This window comes from Mycolicibacter sinensis (assembly GCF_001667945.1).
In the GTDB taxonomy this organism is placed as follows: domain Bacteria; phylum Actinomycetota; class Actinomycetes; order Mycobacteriales; family Mycobacteriaceae; genus Mycobacterium; species Mycobacterium sinense_B.
In genome coordinates this window covers 14,361-28,852 of record NZ_LZJK01000074.1, presented here as the reverse complement: position 1 = coordinate 28,852, position 14,492 = coordinate 14,361, and the positions used below count along the sequence as shown (strand labels likewise).

Below are 14,492 nucleotides of genomic sequence, written 5' to 3'. Positions count from 1 at the left end.
TGCGCACCGCGCTCGAACCGCTGTGCACCGAACTCGACATCGCACCGGCGCCGCGGCTGACCGGCACCGCCGCGGTCTGGCACCTGAGCAGCCCGATCACCGGCCGGCTCCGCGACACCGCCACCACCGCACTGGATTTGGCACTGGCGCTGCACCCGACCGCGGCGGTCGGCGGGTTCCCGACGGCGGCCGCGCTCGACCTGATCGAGCGGCTGGAAGGCGACCGGGGCTTCTACGCCGGGGCGGTCGGTTGGTGCAATGCCGTCGGCGACGGGCGGTGGGTGGTCTCGATCCGCTGCGCGCAACTGTCCGCCGACCGGCGATCTGCGCTGGCCCATGCCGGTGGCGGAATCGTCGCCGAATCCGATCCGGACGACGAGCTGGCCGAAACCGTGACGAAGTTCGCTACGATCCTGTCCGCGCTGGGCGTTGCGCCGCCCAACGCAGCGCCGCCGGGCTGAACAGCGCCGCCAGTACCGCCGCCGCCGCCACGCCCACCACCGCGCCGTAGCCCCACCGCTGCGAGCCGACTCCCAGGTACCAGGCCACCGGCAACAGGGTCAGGTTGACGAACACCGCGATGCCGCGGCCGAGCCGCCGGCCCCGCAGCAACCCCGCGCCGGCGGCCAGCACCGCAGCCCCGACCAGCGCGAACCACGCCGCGGTGCCGTAGCCGTTGACCAGCCGCTGATCGGCTCCGGCCACTGCGCGCACCACCAGCACCACGGCCACCGCCAGCCCGACCGCCCCCTGTACTGCGACGATCAGGCCCGCGCCCCGCACGGCGCGCGGCGGGTCAGCGACAGCGTTCACGCCGCCAGCCTAACCACGGCCCTGTTATCGCCCCGATGCCCATAGACTGGTACCCCGTGCGTGCCGTGCTGATCGTCAATCCCAATGCCACCTCGACGACCGCGGCCGGACGGGACCTGTTGGCCTACGCACTCAAGAGCCGGCTCGACCTGAGCGTCGTGCACACCGACTACCGCGGCCACGCCATCGAAATCAGCCAGGCCGCGGCCCGTGACGGCGTGGACCTGGTCATCGCGCACGGCGGCGACGGCACCGTGCACGGTGTGGTCAACGGCCTCCTCGGAAAACCCGGTTCAGCGCCGCCGAAGCACCTGCCCGCGGTGGCGGTGGTGCCCGGCGGCTCGGCGAACGTGTTCGCCCGTTCGCTGGGGATCGCCGCCGACCCGACGGTGGCCACCACCCAACTGATCGAATTGATCAATGGCCCTGGCGGGCAACCGAATTGGCGCCGGATCGGGCTGATCGACTGCGGCGAGCGGTGGTCGGTGCTCAACGCCGGGATGGGCGTCGACGCCGAGGTGGTGGCCGCCGTCGAAGCCGAACGCGAAAAGGGCCATGCCGTCACCGCGCTGCGCTACGTCCGCGCGGCGGTTCCGGCCGTACTGGCCACCACGCGCCGGGCGCCGACGTTGACGCTGCAGCTGGGCGACGACGAGCCGGTTGCCGGGGTGCACTTCGTGTTCGTCTCCAACTGCAGCCCGTGGACCTATGCCGACGAGCGCTGCGTGTGGACCAACCCCGACACCACGTTCGAGTCCGGGATGGGGGTGTTCGCGACGACCAGCATGAGGGTGCTGCCCACCTTGCGGCTGGTCCGGCAGATGCTGTCGAAGCGGCCGAAGATTCGCGCCAAGCAGCTCATCCGGGACGACAACGTGACCGCACTGCGCATCGACGCCGGCGACACGCCGATCGCCACCCAGATCGACGGGGAGTACCTGGGGCTGCGCACTACGATGACGTTCCGCGCGGTGCCCGACGCCCTCACCGTCGTCGCTCCCCCAGCAAAAAACTCCGCTGACCTGCGCGGATGATATTTCGCGCGGCCGCGGAGCACACAGTTGAACCCACTGTAGTACACATCGGCGGCCGGCCTGGGAGCAGCCCCACGCACGCGTGACGTTGGCCACGTGATAAGGCACACTCTTGACATCTGTCCAGGCTGTGAAACGATCGAGCGATCGGATGCAAGCCGTATTCATTTCTTGCCGCCGCTTATTAACAGTCGAAAAACAAGGGTGCGCCCTGCTGCGCTCTACAGTGAGGAGTTGGAGACTTATGGATTGGCGCCACAAGGCGGTCTGTCGCGACGAGGACCCGGAGCTGTTCTTCCCGGTGGGAAACAGCGGGCCGGCACTCGCCCAGATCGCTTCCGCTAAGCAGGTTTGCGCCCGGTGTCCGGTGGTCACCGAGTGCCTGACCTGGGCGCTGGAGACCGGCCAGGACGCCGGCGTGTGGGGCGGCATGAGCGAGGACGAGCGGCGTGCACTCAAGCGCCGCAACGCCCGGACCCGGGCGCGCAGCGGGGTCTGATCCCAGCGGGCAACTTGCGACGCGGCTCCGACCAGGTCGGGGCCGCGTCGTTTTGCGCCGGGCACCCCAGGTGCTCACGGCGCCGGACGGGTCCGCCGGCTGCCGACCGGAATCCGCAGCACCATCTCGGTGCCGCCGCCGGGGGCATCACGCGCGGTCAGCGAACCGCTCAGCTCCGCCGACACCAGGGTGTTGACGATCTGCAGGCCCAGCCGGTCGGAGGTCTCCAGGCGGAACCCGGCGGGCAGGCCGTGCCCGTCGTCGCGCACCACCACGTCGAGCCAGCGCGCCGACCGTTCGGACCGGATCGTCACACTGCGCCGATCCGCGTCCGCGGAGAAGGCGTGCTCGATCGCGTTCTGCACCAGCTCGGTGATCACCATGACCAGGGCGGTCGCCCGGTCGGCGTCGAGCGCCCCGAGTGTTCCGGTTCGGGCCACCCGGATCGGAGTGTCCACGTTGGCGACGTCGTTCATCATCGGCAGGATCCGGTCGATCACCTTGTCGAGGTTGACCACCTCGTCGACCGACATCGACAGCGCCTCGTGCACCTGCGCGATCGAGGAGACCCGCCGCACCGATTCCAGGAGCGCGTCGCGTCCTTCGGTGTTCGTGGTGCGGCGAGCCTGCAGGCGCAGCAGCGCCGCCACGGTCTGCAGGTTGTTCTTCACCCGGTGGTGGATCTCGCGGATCGTGGCGTCTTTGGACAGCAGCGCCCGGTCACGGCGTTTCACCTCGGTGACGTCGCGGACCAGCACGGCGGCGCCGGCCGGCCGGCCGTGCACGATCAGCGGCAGGGTGCGCAGCAGCACCACCGCACCGGCCGCATCAACCTCGAACCGCATGCTCGATCCGCCGGCCAGCGAATCGCGGACATGCTCGGCCAACTCGTGTGCCTCGAACGGGTCGGAGATCAGTGGCCGGGTGACGGCGACCAGGTTGTGGCCGGCGAGTTCGGCGGCCAGCCCCATCCGGTGGTAGGCCGACAACGCGTTCGGGCTGGCATAGCTGACCGTGCCGTCGACGCCGAGGCGAATAAAGCCGTCACCGACTCGCGGACTCGAACGCGACACCGCGATGTCGCCGACGTCGGGGAAGGTGCCCTCGGAGAGCATGTGCACCAGGTCCGCCGCGCAGTCCAGATAGGCCGCCTCCAGCCGGCTGGATTCGCGCCCGCCGGTCAATGCGGTCTGGTGGGTGAGCACGGCCACCACCCGGTCGCCGTGGCGCACCGGGACGGCCTCGGTACTGCGTTGCCCGGCAGCGTCTTCCGGGCTGGCCCGGCCGATAACGCCCGATTCGAACGCCCCAGCCACCAGCGGCAGCGACTCCGCGTCGGCGACGGTTCCGACGGCGTCGGTGAGCAACACCGTGGGCGCGGTGTTGGGCCGGCACTGTGCGACGCACACCAGTGCGCCGCCGGCCGCCGGCTCGCGGCGCACCCACATCAGATAGTCGGCGAACGACAGGTCCGCCAGTAGTTGCCACTCCCCGACCACGGCATGCAGGTGGTCCACCGCATTGCCCGGCAAAACGGTGTGTTCGGCAAGCAGGTCACCGAGGGTGGACATGGCTCATGTCACGCCATGGGAAAGCTGCGCTCAGCTGATCACGGCGATGAGGTCGCCGGCCTGGATGACATCTCCGACCTTCACGGCCACTTTGCTGATGGTGCCCGCGGACTCGGCCAGCACGGGGATCTCCATCTTCATCGACTCCAGCAACACCACGGTGTCGCCCTCGTTGATCTGTTCGCCCTCGTGGACCACGACCTCGAGCACGCTGGCCACGATCTCCGCGCGAACGTCCTCGGCCATCTTCACCTCGTTCATCACCAGTCAACGATTCCCTGATCACCCAAAAATTCTTCGTCTTATGGAACCACAACCCCGCTGCGTCGTTGAGCGGGGCGCGCACTTGGCGCCCCGCGGTGTCCGCCCGCAGCGCCGATTAAGCGAACTCCAAGACACTTAAGCGGATCTAGAGAGTTGGATCCGTGACCGTGTCGTGTTTCTACTGTGACAATTGCATAGCACCGTTACTCCAGTGTTTCTAACGCGTGACGTATTGGCCGTGACGCGGGGGACGAATCGAAGTCGAGCTGAGGAGTACGCGTTGTCTGAGAACCGTTTTGCAAACCCGCGAGTCCGGTTGCCCCTGGTGTGCGCAGCCGCCATGACCCTGGCCTCCCTGGGGTTCGGTGTCGCCTCCGCCAAGGCCGCCCCGGCCCTGGTCGATGACCCGATGCCGCTCCCGGCCCCGATCGGTGCGCCGGCGCTGCCCGGTGCGCCCGGACCGGCCGCCGGCAGCTCGGCGGCCGGTGTGAACGCCGCCAACTCCTTCCTGCAGGCGCTCAACGGCATGCTGAACCGCGTGGTGCCCGGGGTGGGCTCGATCATGCCCAGCGACGTCAGTTCGCTGACCCCGCCTGCGGGGGGCGTGCCCGGGGCGCCCGCGGTCGGGACGCCGCCGCCAGGAACTCCGCCGGCCTTCGGCGCTCCCACGGCCGGCGCCCCGGCCGCACCCGTGCCGCAGACCCTGGCGGGGGCGCGGTCCTTCCACTGAGGTGCGCGCAATCGGTGGCGGGGCCGGTCAAATCCAAGGCCCCGCCACCGGTGTGAGAGACTGTCCAGCCGGAATACCTGCTAGGAGGGTCAATCATGGCAAAGCGTGGCCGCAAGAAGCGCGATCGCAAGCACAGCAAAGCCAACCACGGCAAGCGCCCCAACGCTTAACACGCTGTCGGGGCCGTCGCCGGCCCGGCCCTAGCCGTCGCGGTGGATGATCGTGGTGCGGCTGATCTCCAGCCGGACCCGCTCGTAGAGCTGGCGGGGCGCCTTTTCGCCACTGCACTTGCGGGCGATCAACGCCTTGATCCGTTCCTCGACCCCGTAATGGCGCAGGCAACCCGGGCACTCCTCGAGGTGCCGGCGCAGCTTCGCCTTGGTCTCTGCGGTGCACTCACCGTCCAGCAGCGTCCATACCTCGGCGATGACCTGGGAACAGTCGGTGACCGGCCGGTCGGGATCCGGCGTAGCGCACTCTCCGGTGTACTCGGTCACGACGACACCTCCTCCGATGCCTGGCCGTCACGGATGAACCCGCGGTCTCTGGCGACGTCGGCCAACAGACTGCGCAACTGGCGCCTGCCGCGATGCAGGCGCGACATCACCGTGCCGATCGGCGTATCCATGATCTCGGCGATCTCCTTGTACGGGAACCCTTCGACGTCGGCGTAGTACACCGCCATCCGGAATTCTTCGGGAAGCTGCTGCAACGCCTCTTTGATCTCGGTGTCGGGCAGCAACTCCAAAGCCTCGACCTCCGCCGACCGCAGACCCGTCGAGGTGTGCTCGGCGGTGGCGGCCAGCTGCCAGTCGGTGATCTCGTCGGTCGGGTATTCGGCGGGCTTGCGCTGCTTCTTGCGGTAGCTGTTGATGTAGGTGTTGGTCAGGATGCGGTACAGCCACGCCTTGAGGTTGGTGCCCTCCCGAAAAGACCGGAACCCGGCGTAGGCCTTGACCATGGTCTCCTGCAGCAGGTCCTCGGCGTCCGCCGGATTGCGCGTCATCCGCAGCGCACCGCCGTAGAGCTGGTCGAGCATCGGGATCGCGTCACGCTCGAAGCGCGCCGTCAGCTGCTCGTCGGTCTCATCGGAACGAATCGGGACCGTTGTCTCTGCCGCAGTCTCGGTCCCGGTTTGGGTCGCACTGTCGCCGTCAGCCATCGTGATCGCTGCAGTCCCTTCTGTCGCGGTGCCCACAACCGTCGATGGCTCGATTTCCAGCAGACCGATCGCCGTTGACACCCGGACTCCCTCCGATCCTAGGACTGTGGACATCGGCTGCGCGTGGTGGCCGCGCGCTGCCTTGCTCAACAGCGTCGGCGATGACGCTATTTCCCGCCGTTATCCTGGCCCGGTGAGTCGCGCGGCAACCCGGGCCATCGCCGCCTTGATCGCCGCGCAGGTACCGCACGAAGTGCTGCGCTACCGTCACGAACCCGACCAGCGCTCGTTCGGAGCCGAGGCCGTCGAGCAGCTCGCCACCGCAGGGCCGGCTGGGGTGCGACCCGAGCAGATCTTCAAAACGCTGGTCGTCACCGTGCCGCGCGGCCTGGCGGTCGCGGTGCTGCCGGTGCCGGCGAAGCTGTCGTTGAAAGCCGTCGCCACCGCGCTCGGCGCATCCAAGGCGGCGATGGCCGACCCCGCGGCGGCCCAACGAGCGACCGGTTACGTGCTGGGCGGGATCTCGCCGTTCGGCCAGCGAAAGGCACTGCCGACGGTCGTGGACGCCTCGGCCGCGAACTTCGATCGGGTGCTGTGCAGCGCCGGCCAACGCGGTTGGGACGTGGCCGTGGCGCCGGCGGATCTCATCCGGCTGACCGATGCGGTGGTCGCTGACATCCGGGCCGGGTGACCAGCGTCAGGCGCTGGACCCATCGACCGGCCCGGGGTCTTCCCGCGGCGCGTCGTCGAGCGCCTCGTCGAGCGTGGCGCAGAACGACAGCTCGCCATCGAAGCCTGCCGCCTTGATGACCCGGCCGACGATCGGTTGGCTGCTGACCAGGCAGAGCCGGACGCCCCGGCGCCGGCAGCTGGTCGCTTCCTCGGCCAATGCGGCAAAGGCGCAGACGGCCATGAACTCCAGCCCGCTGGTATCGACGACCAGCGGGCCCGGTGCGGCAGTAATCGCGGCGGCCTCGCCGATCAGCTGGCGCCAGACGGCCACGTTGGATGCGTCGACGCTGCCGCCCGCGCAGACCAGCAGCGCTGAGCCGGTGCGTTCCAGAACGACGCGCACCTCGTCGTCATGAGGAGCCACCACGTAGGCAAGTGCGTCCTCGGCGGGATGGCCCGTCGCCGACGTAGCGGCCGCTGCCGTTCCCGCCGGATCCGACGCCGCCCCCCGGCCGCGCCATACCGCGCAGCGACCGAGTTTACGGCGTAAACCGAACAGCATGCGGATGAAGCTACGCCAGTTCGTTTACGTTGTAAACCCGACGGCGGCGGCGACGAGCCCGAGGGCCACCAGCGTCACAACCAAGGCGCGCCGGCTCGACAGTGCGGACTGGCAGCCGGCGACGTAGTTGGTGTGCGGGACACCCTGAGTGGCCACCAACACGGTGGCCACGCTCTTGGCGTTGGCGTCCAAGGCGCCAGAGATATCCGTCGCCGCGATGCTGCCGCAGCCGATCGAACCGCCATCGCCGTCGGAGATCGACACCGGTGCGAGCAACACGATCGCCCCCACACACAGCACGGCCAACCCCACCGGCCGAATGAATCGCCACACCATCTGCCGCCCCCCGTTTCCGCCCGGCACGATGTTGTCGCCGGGCGGTGCCGCCGCCCGGCGCGAGATGCGCATTCTCGGGTGCCTCAGCCCCGGAAGGCGTCTTTGATGTGCTCGCCGGCCTTCTTCAGGCTGGACTTGCCCTGGTCGGCCTTGCCCTCGTTCTTCAGCTCGTCATTGCCGGTCGCCTTCCCGGCGGCCTCTTTGGCCTTGCCCGCAGCATGCTGCGCGGCGTTTCTCGCCTTGTCCGTCAGTCCCATGCGACGCTCCTCCCGATGCGCGCCAACCGTGTGATGCACAACACAACATACCCACGGTGTTTACGTCGTAAACCTGTGGCTCAGTGTCGGGCAAGCAGCAGTTCGAGCCGGTCAAGCATGGCTTCTAGCGCCTCTTCGAATTCGGCGCTGCTGTGGTCCTGGGACAGCATCGGCTGCAACCGCTGCAGGTGCGGATAACTCGTCAGGTCGCGCACCGGCCGGACGCTGTCCTCCAGCAGCGCCTCCTCGGGATGCAGCTCCGCCCCATGCTCAGAGACCTCCAACAACAGGTGCCCGATCAGGAACGTGGTGTAGGAGCGGTAGGCGACCACCGCGGCGCCGTCGTCGAATCCGTAGGAGATCAGCGTGTCGAGGAAGCTTTCCATCCAGCGCAGGCTGCGCAGCGGCGGCCGAACCCACGGCGCCTCGGGAGCCTGCGTGGCGACCAGTGGGAAGACCTCCGGATGGTCGAGGGCGATCTGGCGCACTCCGTGCGCCAGCCGCATCAGGTAGTCCTGCCAGCCGTCTTCTTGTCGCCGCGCGGCGAGCTGGTCGGCATAGAGCCGGTCGATGATGTGGTCGACGACCCCGGTCAGCAGGTCACCGCGGCCGTGCACGTAGCGGTAGAGCGCCATCGCCTCGACGCCGCAGGCCGCGCCCAGCGCACGCATGGTCAGCTTCGCCAGGCCGTGGCGGTCGATGAAGTCGATCGCCATCTCCAGGATCCCGTCGCGGCTCAGCTGTGACGGCGGGCGCTGACCGTCGCCACTGCCGGTTACCTCGGCGTCCAGCAGCCGCTGGCCATCGAGATCGTCGGCATCCAACCGGACCACTTCCTTTTCACTGCACCCGCAGGCTCTGATCGGCCGAGTCATCACGTCGCCGCAAGCGTGCCGAATGGTCACCTAGTTTACGGCGTAAGCCGGCCTGGGCATGCCGGGAACCGCCCAAGCGGCGTCAGCCGCCGTCACCCATCACCCATCTGCCCGGCACGCTCACCGCGCGCCGCACGGCGGCATAGGGTGACACCCATGCCAACCCCAGGACCACTCTCCGGTAAGACCATGTTCATCTCGGGTGCCAGCCGCGGGATCGGCCTGGCGATCGCCAAGCGGGCCGCGCGCGATGGCGCCAACATCGCGCTGATCGCCAAAACCGCCGAACCGCACCCGAAGCTGTCCGGGACCATCTACACCGCGGCCGCCGAGATCGAGGACGCCGGCGGGCAGGCACTGCCGATCGTCGGCGACATCCGCGACGGCGATTCGGTGACCGCTGCCGTGGCGGCGGCCGTCGAGCGGTTCGGCGGGATCGACATCTGCGTCAACAATGCCTCGGCGATCAACCTCGGGTCGATCCTCGAGGTGCCGCTGAAACGCTTCGACCTGATGAACGAAATCGAGGTACGCGGCACGTACGCGGTGTCACAGGCCTGCATCCCGCACATGATCGGCCGGGACAACCCGCACATCCTCACCCTGTCCCCGCCGATCCGGCTGGAGTCCAAGTGGCTCAAGCCGACCGCGTACATGATGGCCAAGTTCGGGATGACGCTGTGCGCGCTGGGCATGGCCGAAGAGCTGCGCGAGCACCAGATCGCGTCCAACACGCTGTGGCCGCGCACCCTGATCGCCACCGCCGCGGTGCAGAACCTGCTCGGCGGCGACGAGGCGATGGCCCGGGCCCGCACACCCGAGGTGTACGCCGACGCCGCCTACGCGATTTTGACCCGCCCGGCCGGCTCCTACACCGGCAACTCGCTGCTCTGCGAGGACGTGCTGCTCGAGTCCGGCGTCACCGACCTGTCAGTCTATGACTGCGTCCCCGGCTCCGACCTGGGCGTGGACCTGTGGGTGGACACCGTCAACCCACCGGGCTACGTGCAGCCGTAGCACCGGCACCCCGCAGACATGTCCGAGAACCCGCCGGTCTTTGTCGAGAGCGAGTTCGCGCCGCTGCGCACCGTGGTCCTGGCACAATCCGAACTGGCGCTGCCGGAACATATTCCGGTGTCCGAACTGGCGTTCCTGCCGCCCGGCGAATCCGAAAATGTCTCCGGCGGGCAGGATTTCGGTATCGCACATCCGCAGCGCCAACGCGCGTGGGAGCAGGAGCGCGAGAATTTCGCGGCGGTATTGCGCCGCTACGGCGTGGAGGTGCTGCGGCCGCGGATGCTGACCGCCGCCGAGAAATCAGCTCACGACGGGTACGCCAATTTCTTTGTGCGAGACCCGTTCTTCACCGTCGGCAACGTCGTGATCGAGGGCTCGGTTCGGTTTCGGCACCGCCGCCGCGAAATCTTCCCGGTGCGCGACATCATGCTGGAACGGGTGTATCCCGCGGCCTGCAGCTATCTCGCCGTCCCGGTTCCCGAGATCACCGCCGACGACGATGCGACGCTGGGGCCCGGCCCGTTCCTGGAGGGGGGCGACGTCCTGGTGCTCGGCAAGCACGTCTTCGTCGGCACTTCCGGCCTGGCGTCGAACGACCTCGGCGCGCGCTGGTTGGAGAAACTCCTCGGCGCACAGGGCTATACCGTCGAGGTCGTCCGGCTCAACCGGCAGATCCTGCACTTGGACTGCGCGCTCGGATTGATCCGCGACGGGCTGATGGTGGTGTGCGAAGAGGCACTGCTCGACGGGGTTCCGGAGCCGTTGGCATCCTGGGACCGGATTTCGGTTTCACTGCCGCAAGCCAAGGAGCTGATCACCAATGGGCTGCCGATCAGCCCGGACGTCTATGTGACCGATCCGGCCTTCGGCGGGGTCGGTGACCAGCTGAAACGCCGTGGCGTGACCGTCGAGTATGTCGACTTCCGCGTCAGCCGATCGCTGGGCGGCGCGTTCCGCTGCAGCACCCAGCCGTTGCTGCGCCGCAGCTAGCCGGTCGGTCGCGGCCCGATCATCGGCAGGACCAGCCGGAGGCAGGCGCCGCCGTCGCTGGGCACACAGGTCAGCTGGCCGCCGTGCGCGTCGGCCAGCGCCCGCGCGATCGGCAGGCCCAGCCCGGCGCCGCCGTGGTCGCGGCCGCGAGCACTGTCCAGGCGCACCAGCCGGTCGAAGATGCGCTCGGCGTCCTCGGCGCGGATGCCGATCCCGGTGTCGGTGACGGTCACTTCGGCGGCGCCGCCGACACGCTGCACGTCGACGGTGATCTGCCCGCCGGGCGGGGTGTAGCGGCGGGAGTTGTCCAGCAGGTTCGACAGGATCTGCGCCAGCCGGGTGGGGTCCGCCCGCACGGCCAAGGTGTCCAGGCCGGTGCGGGCCAGGTTCAGTTGCGGGGCCAGTAACGCCGCCCGCTCGAGCTGGGTGTCGACGATTCCGATCAGATCGACATCTTTGAGTTCCAGTGGCAGACCGGCGTCGATGTAGCTCAGGTCGAGCATGTCGGTGACCAGCCGGGTGGCGCGGCGGGCCTCGGTGAGCAGCATGGTGGCGCGCCGGTGCTGGCGGAGCACTTCCGGGTCGACCGCATCCTCGCCGACATCCTGGCCGACATTGCCGGCGATCTGCTCGGCAGCGGCCTGAATGCCGGCGATCGGGGTGCGCAATTCGTGGGCGGCGTCCGCGAGGAAGCGCCGCACCGCCGCTTCGGCGCGCTGCGCCGCGTCGGCGGCCCGTTGCGCGCGCTTCTCGGAATCCTCCAGCTCATCGAGCATGTCGTCGAAAGCGCTTGCGGCGCGGCCGAGTTCGGTTTTCGGCCGGTCGGGCCGCAGGCGCCGGCCCCGGTCCCCGGTGGTGATATCCCGGGCCAGATCGGTGAGCCGGTCCAGCGGCGCGAGCATGGCGCGGCTCACCCCGGCCAGCAGGATCGCCGCCACGGCCAGGGTTCCCAGCCCGGCTTCGGTCATCAGGTGCTGCAACCGGTGCAGCGTCTCGACCGCCTCGGTGGTGTCGGCGACCAGAATCACCCGGTCGCCGTTGGCCAGCGGATGCACCAACACCGTCGCGGTGTCGTCAGGCTCCAGGGGTGGAGGCGGATACCTTGATCCGCTGGTCGCATCGGGTTCGATCGCGGGGTCGCCGTAGCTGGCACCGTCCGCCGTGACCACCAGCGCGCCGATGACGCCACCGTTGAGCTGTTCGGCCAGTTGGTCGGCGGAAATCCCCAGTGCTACAAGGGAATCAGCGCGCTTCGTGGCGGTCGACAGCCGCTCTTGAAGGCTGTGGTTGGCCAGCGCGCTCAAGGTCGCATTGATGACCAGGCCCATGGTGAGCATCAATAGGGCGAGCAGTCCCAACGCCATCACCGTCAAGCGGCGCCGCAGTGACGGGGTGGCGGTCATGAGGCCGACAGTTGCAGCCGGTAGCCGATCCCGCGCACGGTGTGCAGGATCCGCGGCCCGTGCGCCTCCAGCTTCTGGCGCAGCCCGCTGATATGGACCTGGACCAGGTTGGGGTCGTAGGCCTCATACCCCCACACCGCATTGAGGATCTGCGCGCTGCTGACGATCCGGCCACGCTGTTCGACCAGGTAGACCAGCACCCGCAGCTCGGTGGCGGTCAGGCCCAGCGGGGTCCCCGAACGCGAGGCCACCCCGGCGTCGACATCGACCATCAGGTCGCCGAACTGTACGGCCGCCGGCAGCCGGCCCCGGCGCCGCAGCACCGCCCCGACCCGCGACACCAGTTCGGCGAGCTCGAACGGCTTGACCACGTAGTCGTCGGCGCCCCCGTCGAGCCCGCGCAGCCGGTCGGGCAGGCCGTCGCGCGCGGTCAGCAGCACCACGCCGACCTCGCCCCAGCGCAGGATCACATCCATCAGAGCGAAGCCGTCGCGTCCCGGCAGCATCACATCGAGCACCACCAGATCCGGCCGGAACCCGTCCAACACCTCCTCCAGGGCGCTGCCGTCGGGCTGGGCGTCGGTCAGATAGCCGGCGTCGGCCAGCGCCTCGCTGACCATCTCGCGGATCGTCTCGGAATCCTCGACCACCAGCACTCGCGGGGTGCCCACGCTGAAGCCCTCGGCGCCACGCGCTGAGGGACTGCCGCCTCGCCGCTCAGCGGACCGGGAATCGGCCATGGTCCATTGATAACACCGCGGCGCCCGGTTGGGCAGCAGCCGCCGGGGCGATTTTCGTCGTTCGCCGTGTTCTTCAGGTTCACTTCAAGTTCACCGTTTACCGTCGCCTCAGGCGAGTGCGGACAGTGGTGCGCCCAGCGGCCCGTCGACCGACGCGAACCGGGGGAATTCAGGAGAGACCATGATGCCTACCACCGACAGAACTGTCTAGCAATGGATTTCGCAACGCTGCCGCCGGAGGTCAACTCCGCTCGGATGTACTCCGGACCTGGCGCCGGGCCATTGCTGGCGGCTGCCACGTCCTGGAGTTCGCTGGCCGCCGAACTGAACGCCGCGGGCCTGGCCTACGACTCGGTGATCGACGAATTATCCAGCGGCTGGGCCGGACCCAGCGCCGCGGCGATGGCCGCCGCCGCCACGCCGTATGCGAAATGGATGCACGCCACCGCCGCCCAGGCCGAACATGCGGCATCCCAGGCCAGAACCGCCGCCGCGGCCTACGACGCCGCTTTCGCGATGACCGTGCCGCCGCCGGTCGTCACCGCCAACCGCGCCCAGCTGATGACCCTGCTGGCCACCAACTACCTGGGCCAGAACACCGCGGCCATCGCGGCCACCGAAGCCCACTACTACGAGATGTGGGCCCAGGACGCGACCGCCATGTACGGCTACGCCGGCAGTTCCGCCGCCGCCAGCAGGCTCGCCCCGTTCACCGAGCCGCCGAAGACCACCAACCCGGCGGGGGCGGCCAACCAGGCGGGCGCCGTCGGGCAGGCGGCCGCCACCGCGACCGGCAGCCGCGCCGAGACCGTGGCCTCGGCGATCAGCCAAGCGCTGCAGGGCCTGGCCGCGCCGGGTTCGGCGGCTGCCGGATCGAACGCGTCGCTGCTGGGTTCGGTCGGATCGGCGGCGGCGATGGAGCCCGGTCTGGCGGCGTCGTACGCGGCGCTGGCAGCCAGCCTGTTCGGCACCTTCGTCATCGACTCGGCCGGCACGTTCGGCGTGGATGCGGCCGGCTCCTTCGGTATCGACCTGATCGGTGTCGGCGAGATCGAAAGCGAACTGCTGCCGGAGATGGCGCTGGCCGGTGCGGTGACGCCGGTGACCGCCGAGATGGGCGAAGCAGCCACGCTCAGCGGGCTGTCGGTGCCGCAGACCTGGGCGACCGCGGCGCCAACGACCACGGTGATCCAGCAGGTCGGCGGGGCATTGCCGACGGCCGCCGAGGGCGCTGTCCCCAGTGCGGCCGGCGCCACCGCGCTGCCGTTGGCCGCGATGGCCGCCGCCGGCCTGGCCGGCCGGGCCACCGCCGGCGTCGGACGGGGCCAGCGGCAAGGCGGTGGCGCCACCGCGACCGCGAAAACCAAAGCAGCGGCTGCCCCGCGGGTGCCGCGTCCGGTCGTCAAGCACCATGAGCCGAAGCCGGAGTCACCGCCGCTGCGCCCGCTGAACGGACCGATCACCCGGATCTCGGGCGAACTGCGCGAACTGGCTGACCTCCGCGACGCCGGAATCCTCACCGAAGAAGAGTTCGCCCAGGAGAAGCGGCGCCTACTCGGCCGGTAGC

General features: G+C 69.2%; 20 protein-coding genes. 9 read left to right on the top strand and 11 right to left on the bottom strand.

The genetic code is table 11. The annotated features are described in order from the left end of the window. Window positions 1-461, top strand: a 461-nt coding sequence (locus tag A5694_RS09945) for a chorismate-binding protein (RefSeq protein ID WP_207515967.1), incomplete at its 5' end; no start/stop codon positions are given. Here the strand turns inward: A5694_RS09945 and A5694_RS09940 are convergent. Further along, window positions 406-813 (bottom strand): hypothetical protein, encoded by a 408-nt coding sequence (locus A5694_RS09940; RefSeq protein ID WP_064921668.1) that lies wholly within the window; start codon window positions 811-813, stop codon window positions 406-408. The genes A5694_RS09945 and A5694_RS09940 overlap by 56 nt on opposite strands. Before the next feature lie 56 nt (window positions 814-869). On the opposite strand from A5694_RS09940, the gene A5694_RS09935 reads away from it, so the two are divergent. Then, window positions 870-1,847, top strand: coding sequence for a diacylglycerol/lipid kinase family protein (locus tag A5694_RS09935; protein WP_064921667.1), 978 nt, complete (start codon window positions 870-872; stop codon window positions 1,845-1,847). A gap of 244 nt (window positions 1,848-2,091) precedes the next feature. After that, window positions 2,092-2,346, top strand: a complete 255-nt coding sequence (locus A5694_RS09930) for a WhiB family transcriptional regulator (protein ID WP_019737187.1) — start codon at window positions 2,092-2,094, stop codon at window positions 2,344-2,346. Window positions 2,347-2,420: 74 nt separating this feature from the next. Here A5694_RS09930 and A5694_RS09925 read toward each other — a convergent pair whose 3' ends face one another. Next, a complete protein-coding gene (locus A5694_RS09925; protein ID WP_064921666.1) occupies window positions 2,421-3,917 on the bottom strand; it encodes a sensor histidine kinase in 1,497 nt (498 codons plus the stop codon). Window positions 3,918-3,947: 30 nt separating this feature from the next. Continuing rightward, complete coding sequence (locus tag A5694_RS09920; protein WP_064921674.1) at window positions 3,948-4,163, bottom strand: biotin/lipoyl-binding carrier protein; 216 nt, start codon at window positions 4,161-4,163, stop codon at window positions 3,948-3,950. A 358-nt stretch (window positions 4,164-4,521) separates the two neighbouring features. Between A5694_RS09920 and A5694_RS09915 the strand changes: the two genes are divergently transcribed. Both A5694_RS09915 and A5694_RS25245 read left to right on the top strand, forming a co-directional pair. Continuing rightward, window positions 4,522-4,911 (top strand): hypothetical protein, encoded by a 390-nt coding sequence (locus A5694_RS09915; RefSeq protein WP_064921665.1) that lies wholly within the window; start codon window positions 4,522-4,524, stop codon window positions 4,909-4,911. A gap of 95 nt (window positions 4,912-5,006) precedes the next feature. Then, window positions 5,007-5,081 (top strand): 50S ribosomal protein bL37, encoded by a 75-nt coding sequence (locus A5694_RS25245; protein ID WP_011728008.1) that lies wholly within the window; start codon window positions 5,007-5,009, stop codon window positions 5,079-5,081. Window positions 5,082-5,111: 30 nt separating this feature from the next. Here A5694_RS25245 and rsrA read toward each other — a convergent pair whose 3' ends face one another. Both rsrA and A5694_RS09905 read right to left on the bottom strand, forming a co-directional pair. Beyond that, entirely contained in the window at window positions 5,112-5,408 is a 297-nt protein-coding gene (rsrA, locus tag A5694_RS09910) for a mycothiol system anti-sigma-R factor (RefSeq protein WP_064921664.1), read from the bottom strand. Continuing rightward, window positions 5,405-6,073 (bottom strand): sigma-70 family RNA polymerase sigma factor, encoded by a 669-nt coding sequence (locus tag A5694_RS09905; protein ID WP_234786426.1) that lies wholly within the window; start codon window positions 6,071-6,073, stop codon window positions 5,405-5,407. The genes rsrA and A5694_RS09905 overlap by 4 nt, the downstream gene beginning before the upstream one ends. A 193-nt stretch (window positions 6,074-6,266) precedes the next feature. Between A5694_RS09905 and ybaK the strand changes: the two genes are divergently transcribed. Continuing rightward, window positions 6,267-6,764, top strand: a complete 498-nt coding sequence (gene ybaK / locus A5694_RS09900) for a Cys-tRNA(Pro) deacylase (protein ID WP_064921663.1) — start codon at window positions 6,267-6,269, stop codon at window positions 6,762-6,764. A gap of 6 nt (window positions 6,765-6,770) precedes the next feature. Here ybaK and A5694_RS09895 read toward each other — a convergent pair whose 3' ends face one another. The 4 genes from A5694_RS09895 to A5694_RS09880 all read right to left on the bottom strand — a co-directional run bounded on the left by A5694_RS09895 (window position 6,771) and on the right by A5694_RS09880 (window position 8,724). Then, complete coding sequence (locus A5694_RS09895) at window positions 6,771-7,307, bottom strand: anti-sigma factor antagonist (RefSeq protein ID WP_082952596.1); 537 nt, start codon at window positions 7,305-7,307, stop codon at window positions 6,771-6,773. 24 nt (window positions 7,308-7,331) lie between these two features. Then, complete coding sequence (locus tag A5694_RS09890; RefSeq protein ID WP_428844269.1) at window positions 7,332-7,715, bottom strand: aminopeptidase; 384 nt, start codon at window positions 7,713-7,715, stop codon at window positions 7,332-7,334. Window positions 7,716-7,726: 11 nt separating this feature from the next. Beyond that, a complete protein-coding gene (locus A5694_RS09885) occupies window positions 7,727-7,900 on the bottom strand; it encodes a CsbD family protein (protein ID WP_064921661.1) in 174 nt (57 codons plus the stop codon). Window positions 7,901-7,980: 80 nt separating this feature from the next. Next, the gene (locus tag A5694_RS09880; protein ID WP_064921671.1) at window positions 7,981-8,724 is read right to left on the bottom strand and encodes a TetR/AcrR family transcriptional regulator; all 744 of its coding nucleotides are present in this window, start codon (window positions 8,722-8,724) and stop codon (window positions 7,981-7,983) included. 207 nt (window positions 8,725-8,931) lie between these two features. Between A5694_RS09880 and A5694_RS09875 the strand changes: the two genes are divergently transcribed. Both A5694_RS09875 and A5694_RS09870 read left to right on the top strand, forming a co-directional pair. Next, a complete protein-coding gene (locus tag A5694_RS09875; RefSeq protein ID WP_207515965.1) occupies window positions 8,932-9,792 on the top strand; it encodes an SDR family oxidoreductase in 861 nt (286 codons plus the stop codon). 18 nt (window positions 9,793-9,810) lie between these two features. Further along, window positions 9,811-10,782 (top strand): dimethylarginine dimethylaminohydrolase family protein, encoded by a 972-nt coding sequence (locus tag A5694_RS09870; protein ID WP_064921659.1) that lies wholly within the window; start codon window positions 9,811-9,813, stop codon window positions 10,780-10,782. On the opposite strand, the gene A5694_RS09865 is transcribed toward A5694_RS09870, so the two are convergent. Then, window positions 10,779-12,185, bottom strand: coding sequence for a HAMP domain-containing sensor histidine kinase (locus A5694_RS09865; RefSeq protein ID WP_064921658.1), 1,407 nt, complete (start codon window positions 12,183-12,185; stop codon window positions 10,779-10,781). The genes A5694_RS09870 and A5694_RS09865 overlap by 4 nt on opposite strands. Continuing rightward, window positions 12,182-12,925: a response regulator transcription factor gene (locus tag A5694_RS09860; RefSeq protein WP_185746544.1), complete on the bottom strand. Its 744-nt coding sequence runs from the start codon at window positions 12,923-12,925 to the stop codon at window positions 12,182-12,184. Before A5694_RS09860 ends, A5694_RS09865 begins: the two co-directional genes overlap by 4 nt. Window positions 12,926-13,138: 213 nt before the next feature. Here A5694_RS09860 and A5694_RS25080 point away from each other — a divergent pair, with 213 nt between their 5' ends. Next, window positions 13,139-14,491, top strand: a complete 1,353-nt coding sequence (locus A5694_RS25080) for a PPE family protein, SVP subgroup (RefSeq protein ID WP_064921656.1) — start codon at window positions 13,139-13,141, stop codon at window positions 14,489-14,491. Window position 14,492: the final 1 nt, after the last annotated feature.

Coding starts and splice junctions, on each gene's coding strand:
- A5694_RS09930 (WP_019737187.1), top strand. CDS start 2,092: ATGGATTGGCGCCACAAGGCGGTCTGTCGCGACGAGGACCCGGAGCTG.
- A5694_RS09925 (WP_064921666.1), bottom strand. CDS start 3,917: ATGTCCACCCTCGGTGACCTGCTTGCCGAACACACCGTTTTGCCGGGC.
- A5694_RS09920 (WP_064921674.1), bottom strand. CDS start 4,163: ATGGCCGAGGACGTTCGCGCGGAGATCGTGGCCAGCGTGCTCGAGGTC.
- A5694_RS09915 (WP_064921665.1), top strand. CDS start 4,522: ATGACCCTGGCCTCCCTGGGGTTCGGTGTCGCCTCCGCCAAGGCCGCC.
- A5694_RS09905 (WP_234786426.1), bottom strand. CDS start 6,073: ATGGCTGACGGCGACAGTGCGACCCAAACCGGGACCGAGACTGCGGCA.
- A5694_RS09895 (WP_082952596.1), bottom strand. CDS start 7,307: ATGCTGTTCGGTTTACGCCGTAAACTCGGTCGCTGCGCGGTATGGCGC.
- A5694_RS09890 (WP_428844269.1), bottom strand. CDS start 7,715: ATGCGCATCTCGCGCCGGGCGGCGGCACCGCCCGGCGACAACATCGTG.
- A5694_RS09885 (WP_064921661.1), bottom strand. CDS start 7,900: ATGGGACTGACGGACAAGGCGAGAAACGCCGCGCAGCATGCTGCGGGC.
- A5694_RS09875 (WP_207515965.1), top strand. CDS start 8,932: ATGCCAACCCCAGGACCACTCTCCGGTAAGACCATGTTCATCTCGGGT.
- A5694_RS09870 (WP_064921659.1), top strand. CDS start 9,811: ATGTCCGAGAACCCGCCGGTCTTTGTCGAGAGCGAGTTCGCGCCGCTG.
- A5694_RS09865 (WP_064921658.1), bottom strand. CDS start 12,185: ATGACCGCCACCCCGTCACTGCGGCGCCGCTTGACGGTGATGGCGTTG.
- A5694_RS09860 (WP_185746544.1), bottom strand. CDS start 12,925: ATGGCCGATTCCCGGTCCGCTGAGCGGCGAGGCGGCAGTCCCTCAGCG.
- A5694_RS25080 (WP_064921656.1), top strand. CDS start 13,139: ATGGATTTCGCAACGCTGCCGCCGGAGGTCAACTCCGCTCGGATGTAC.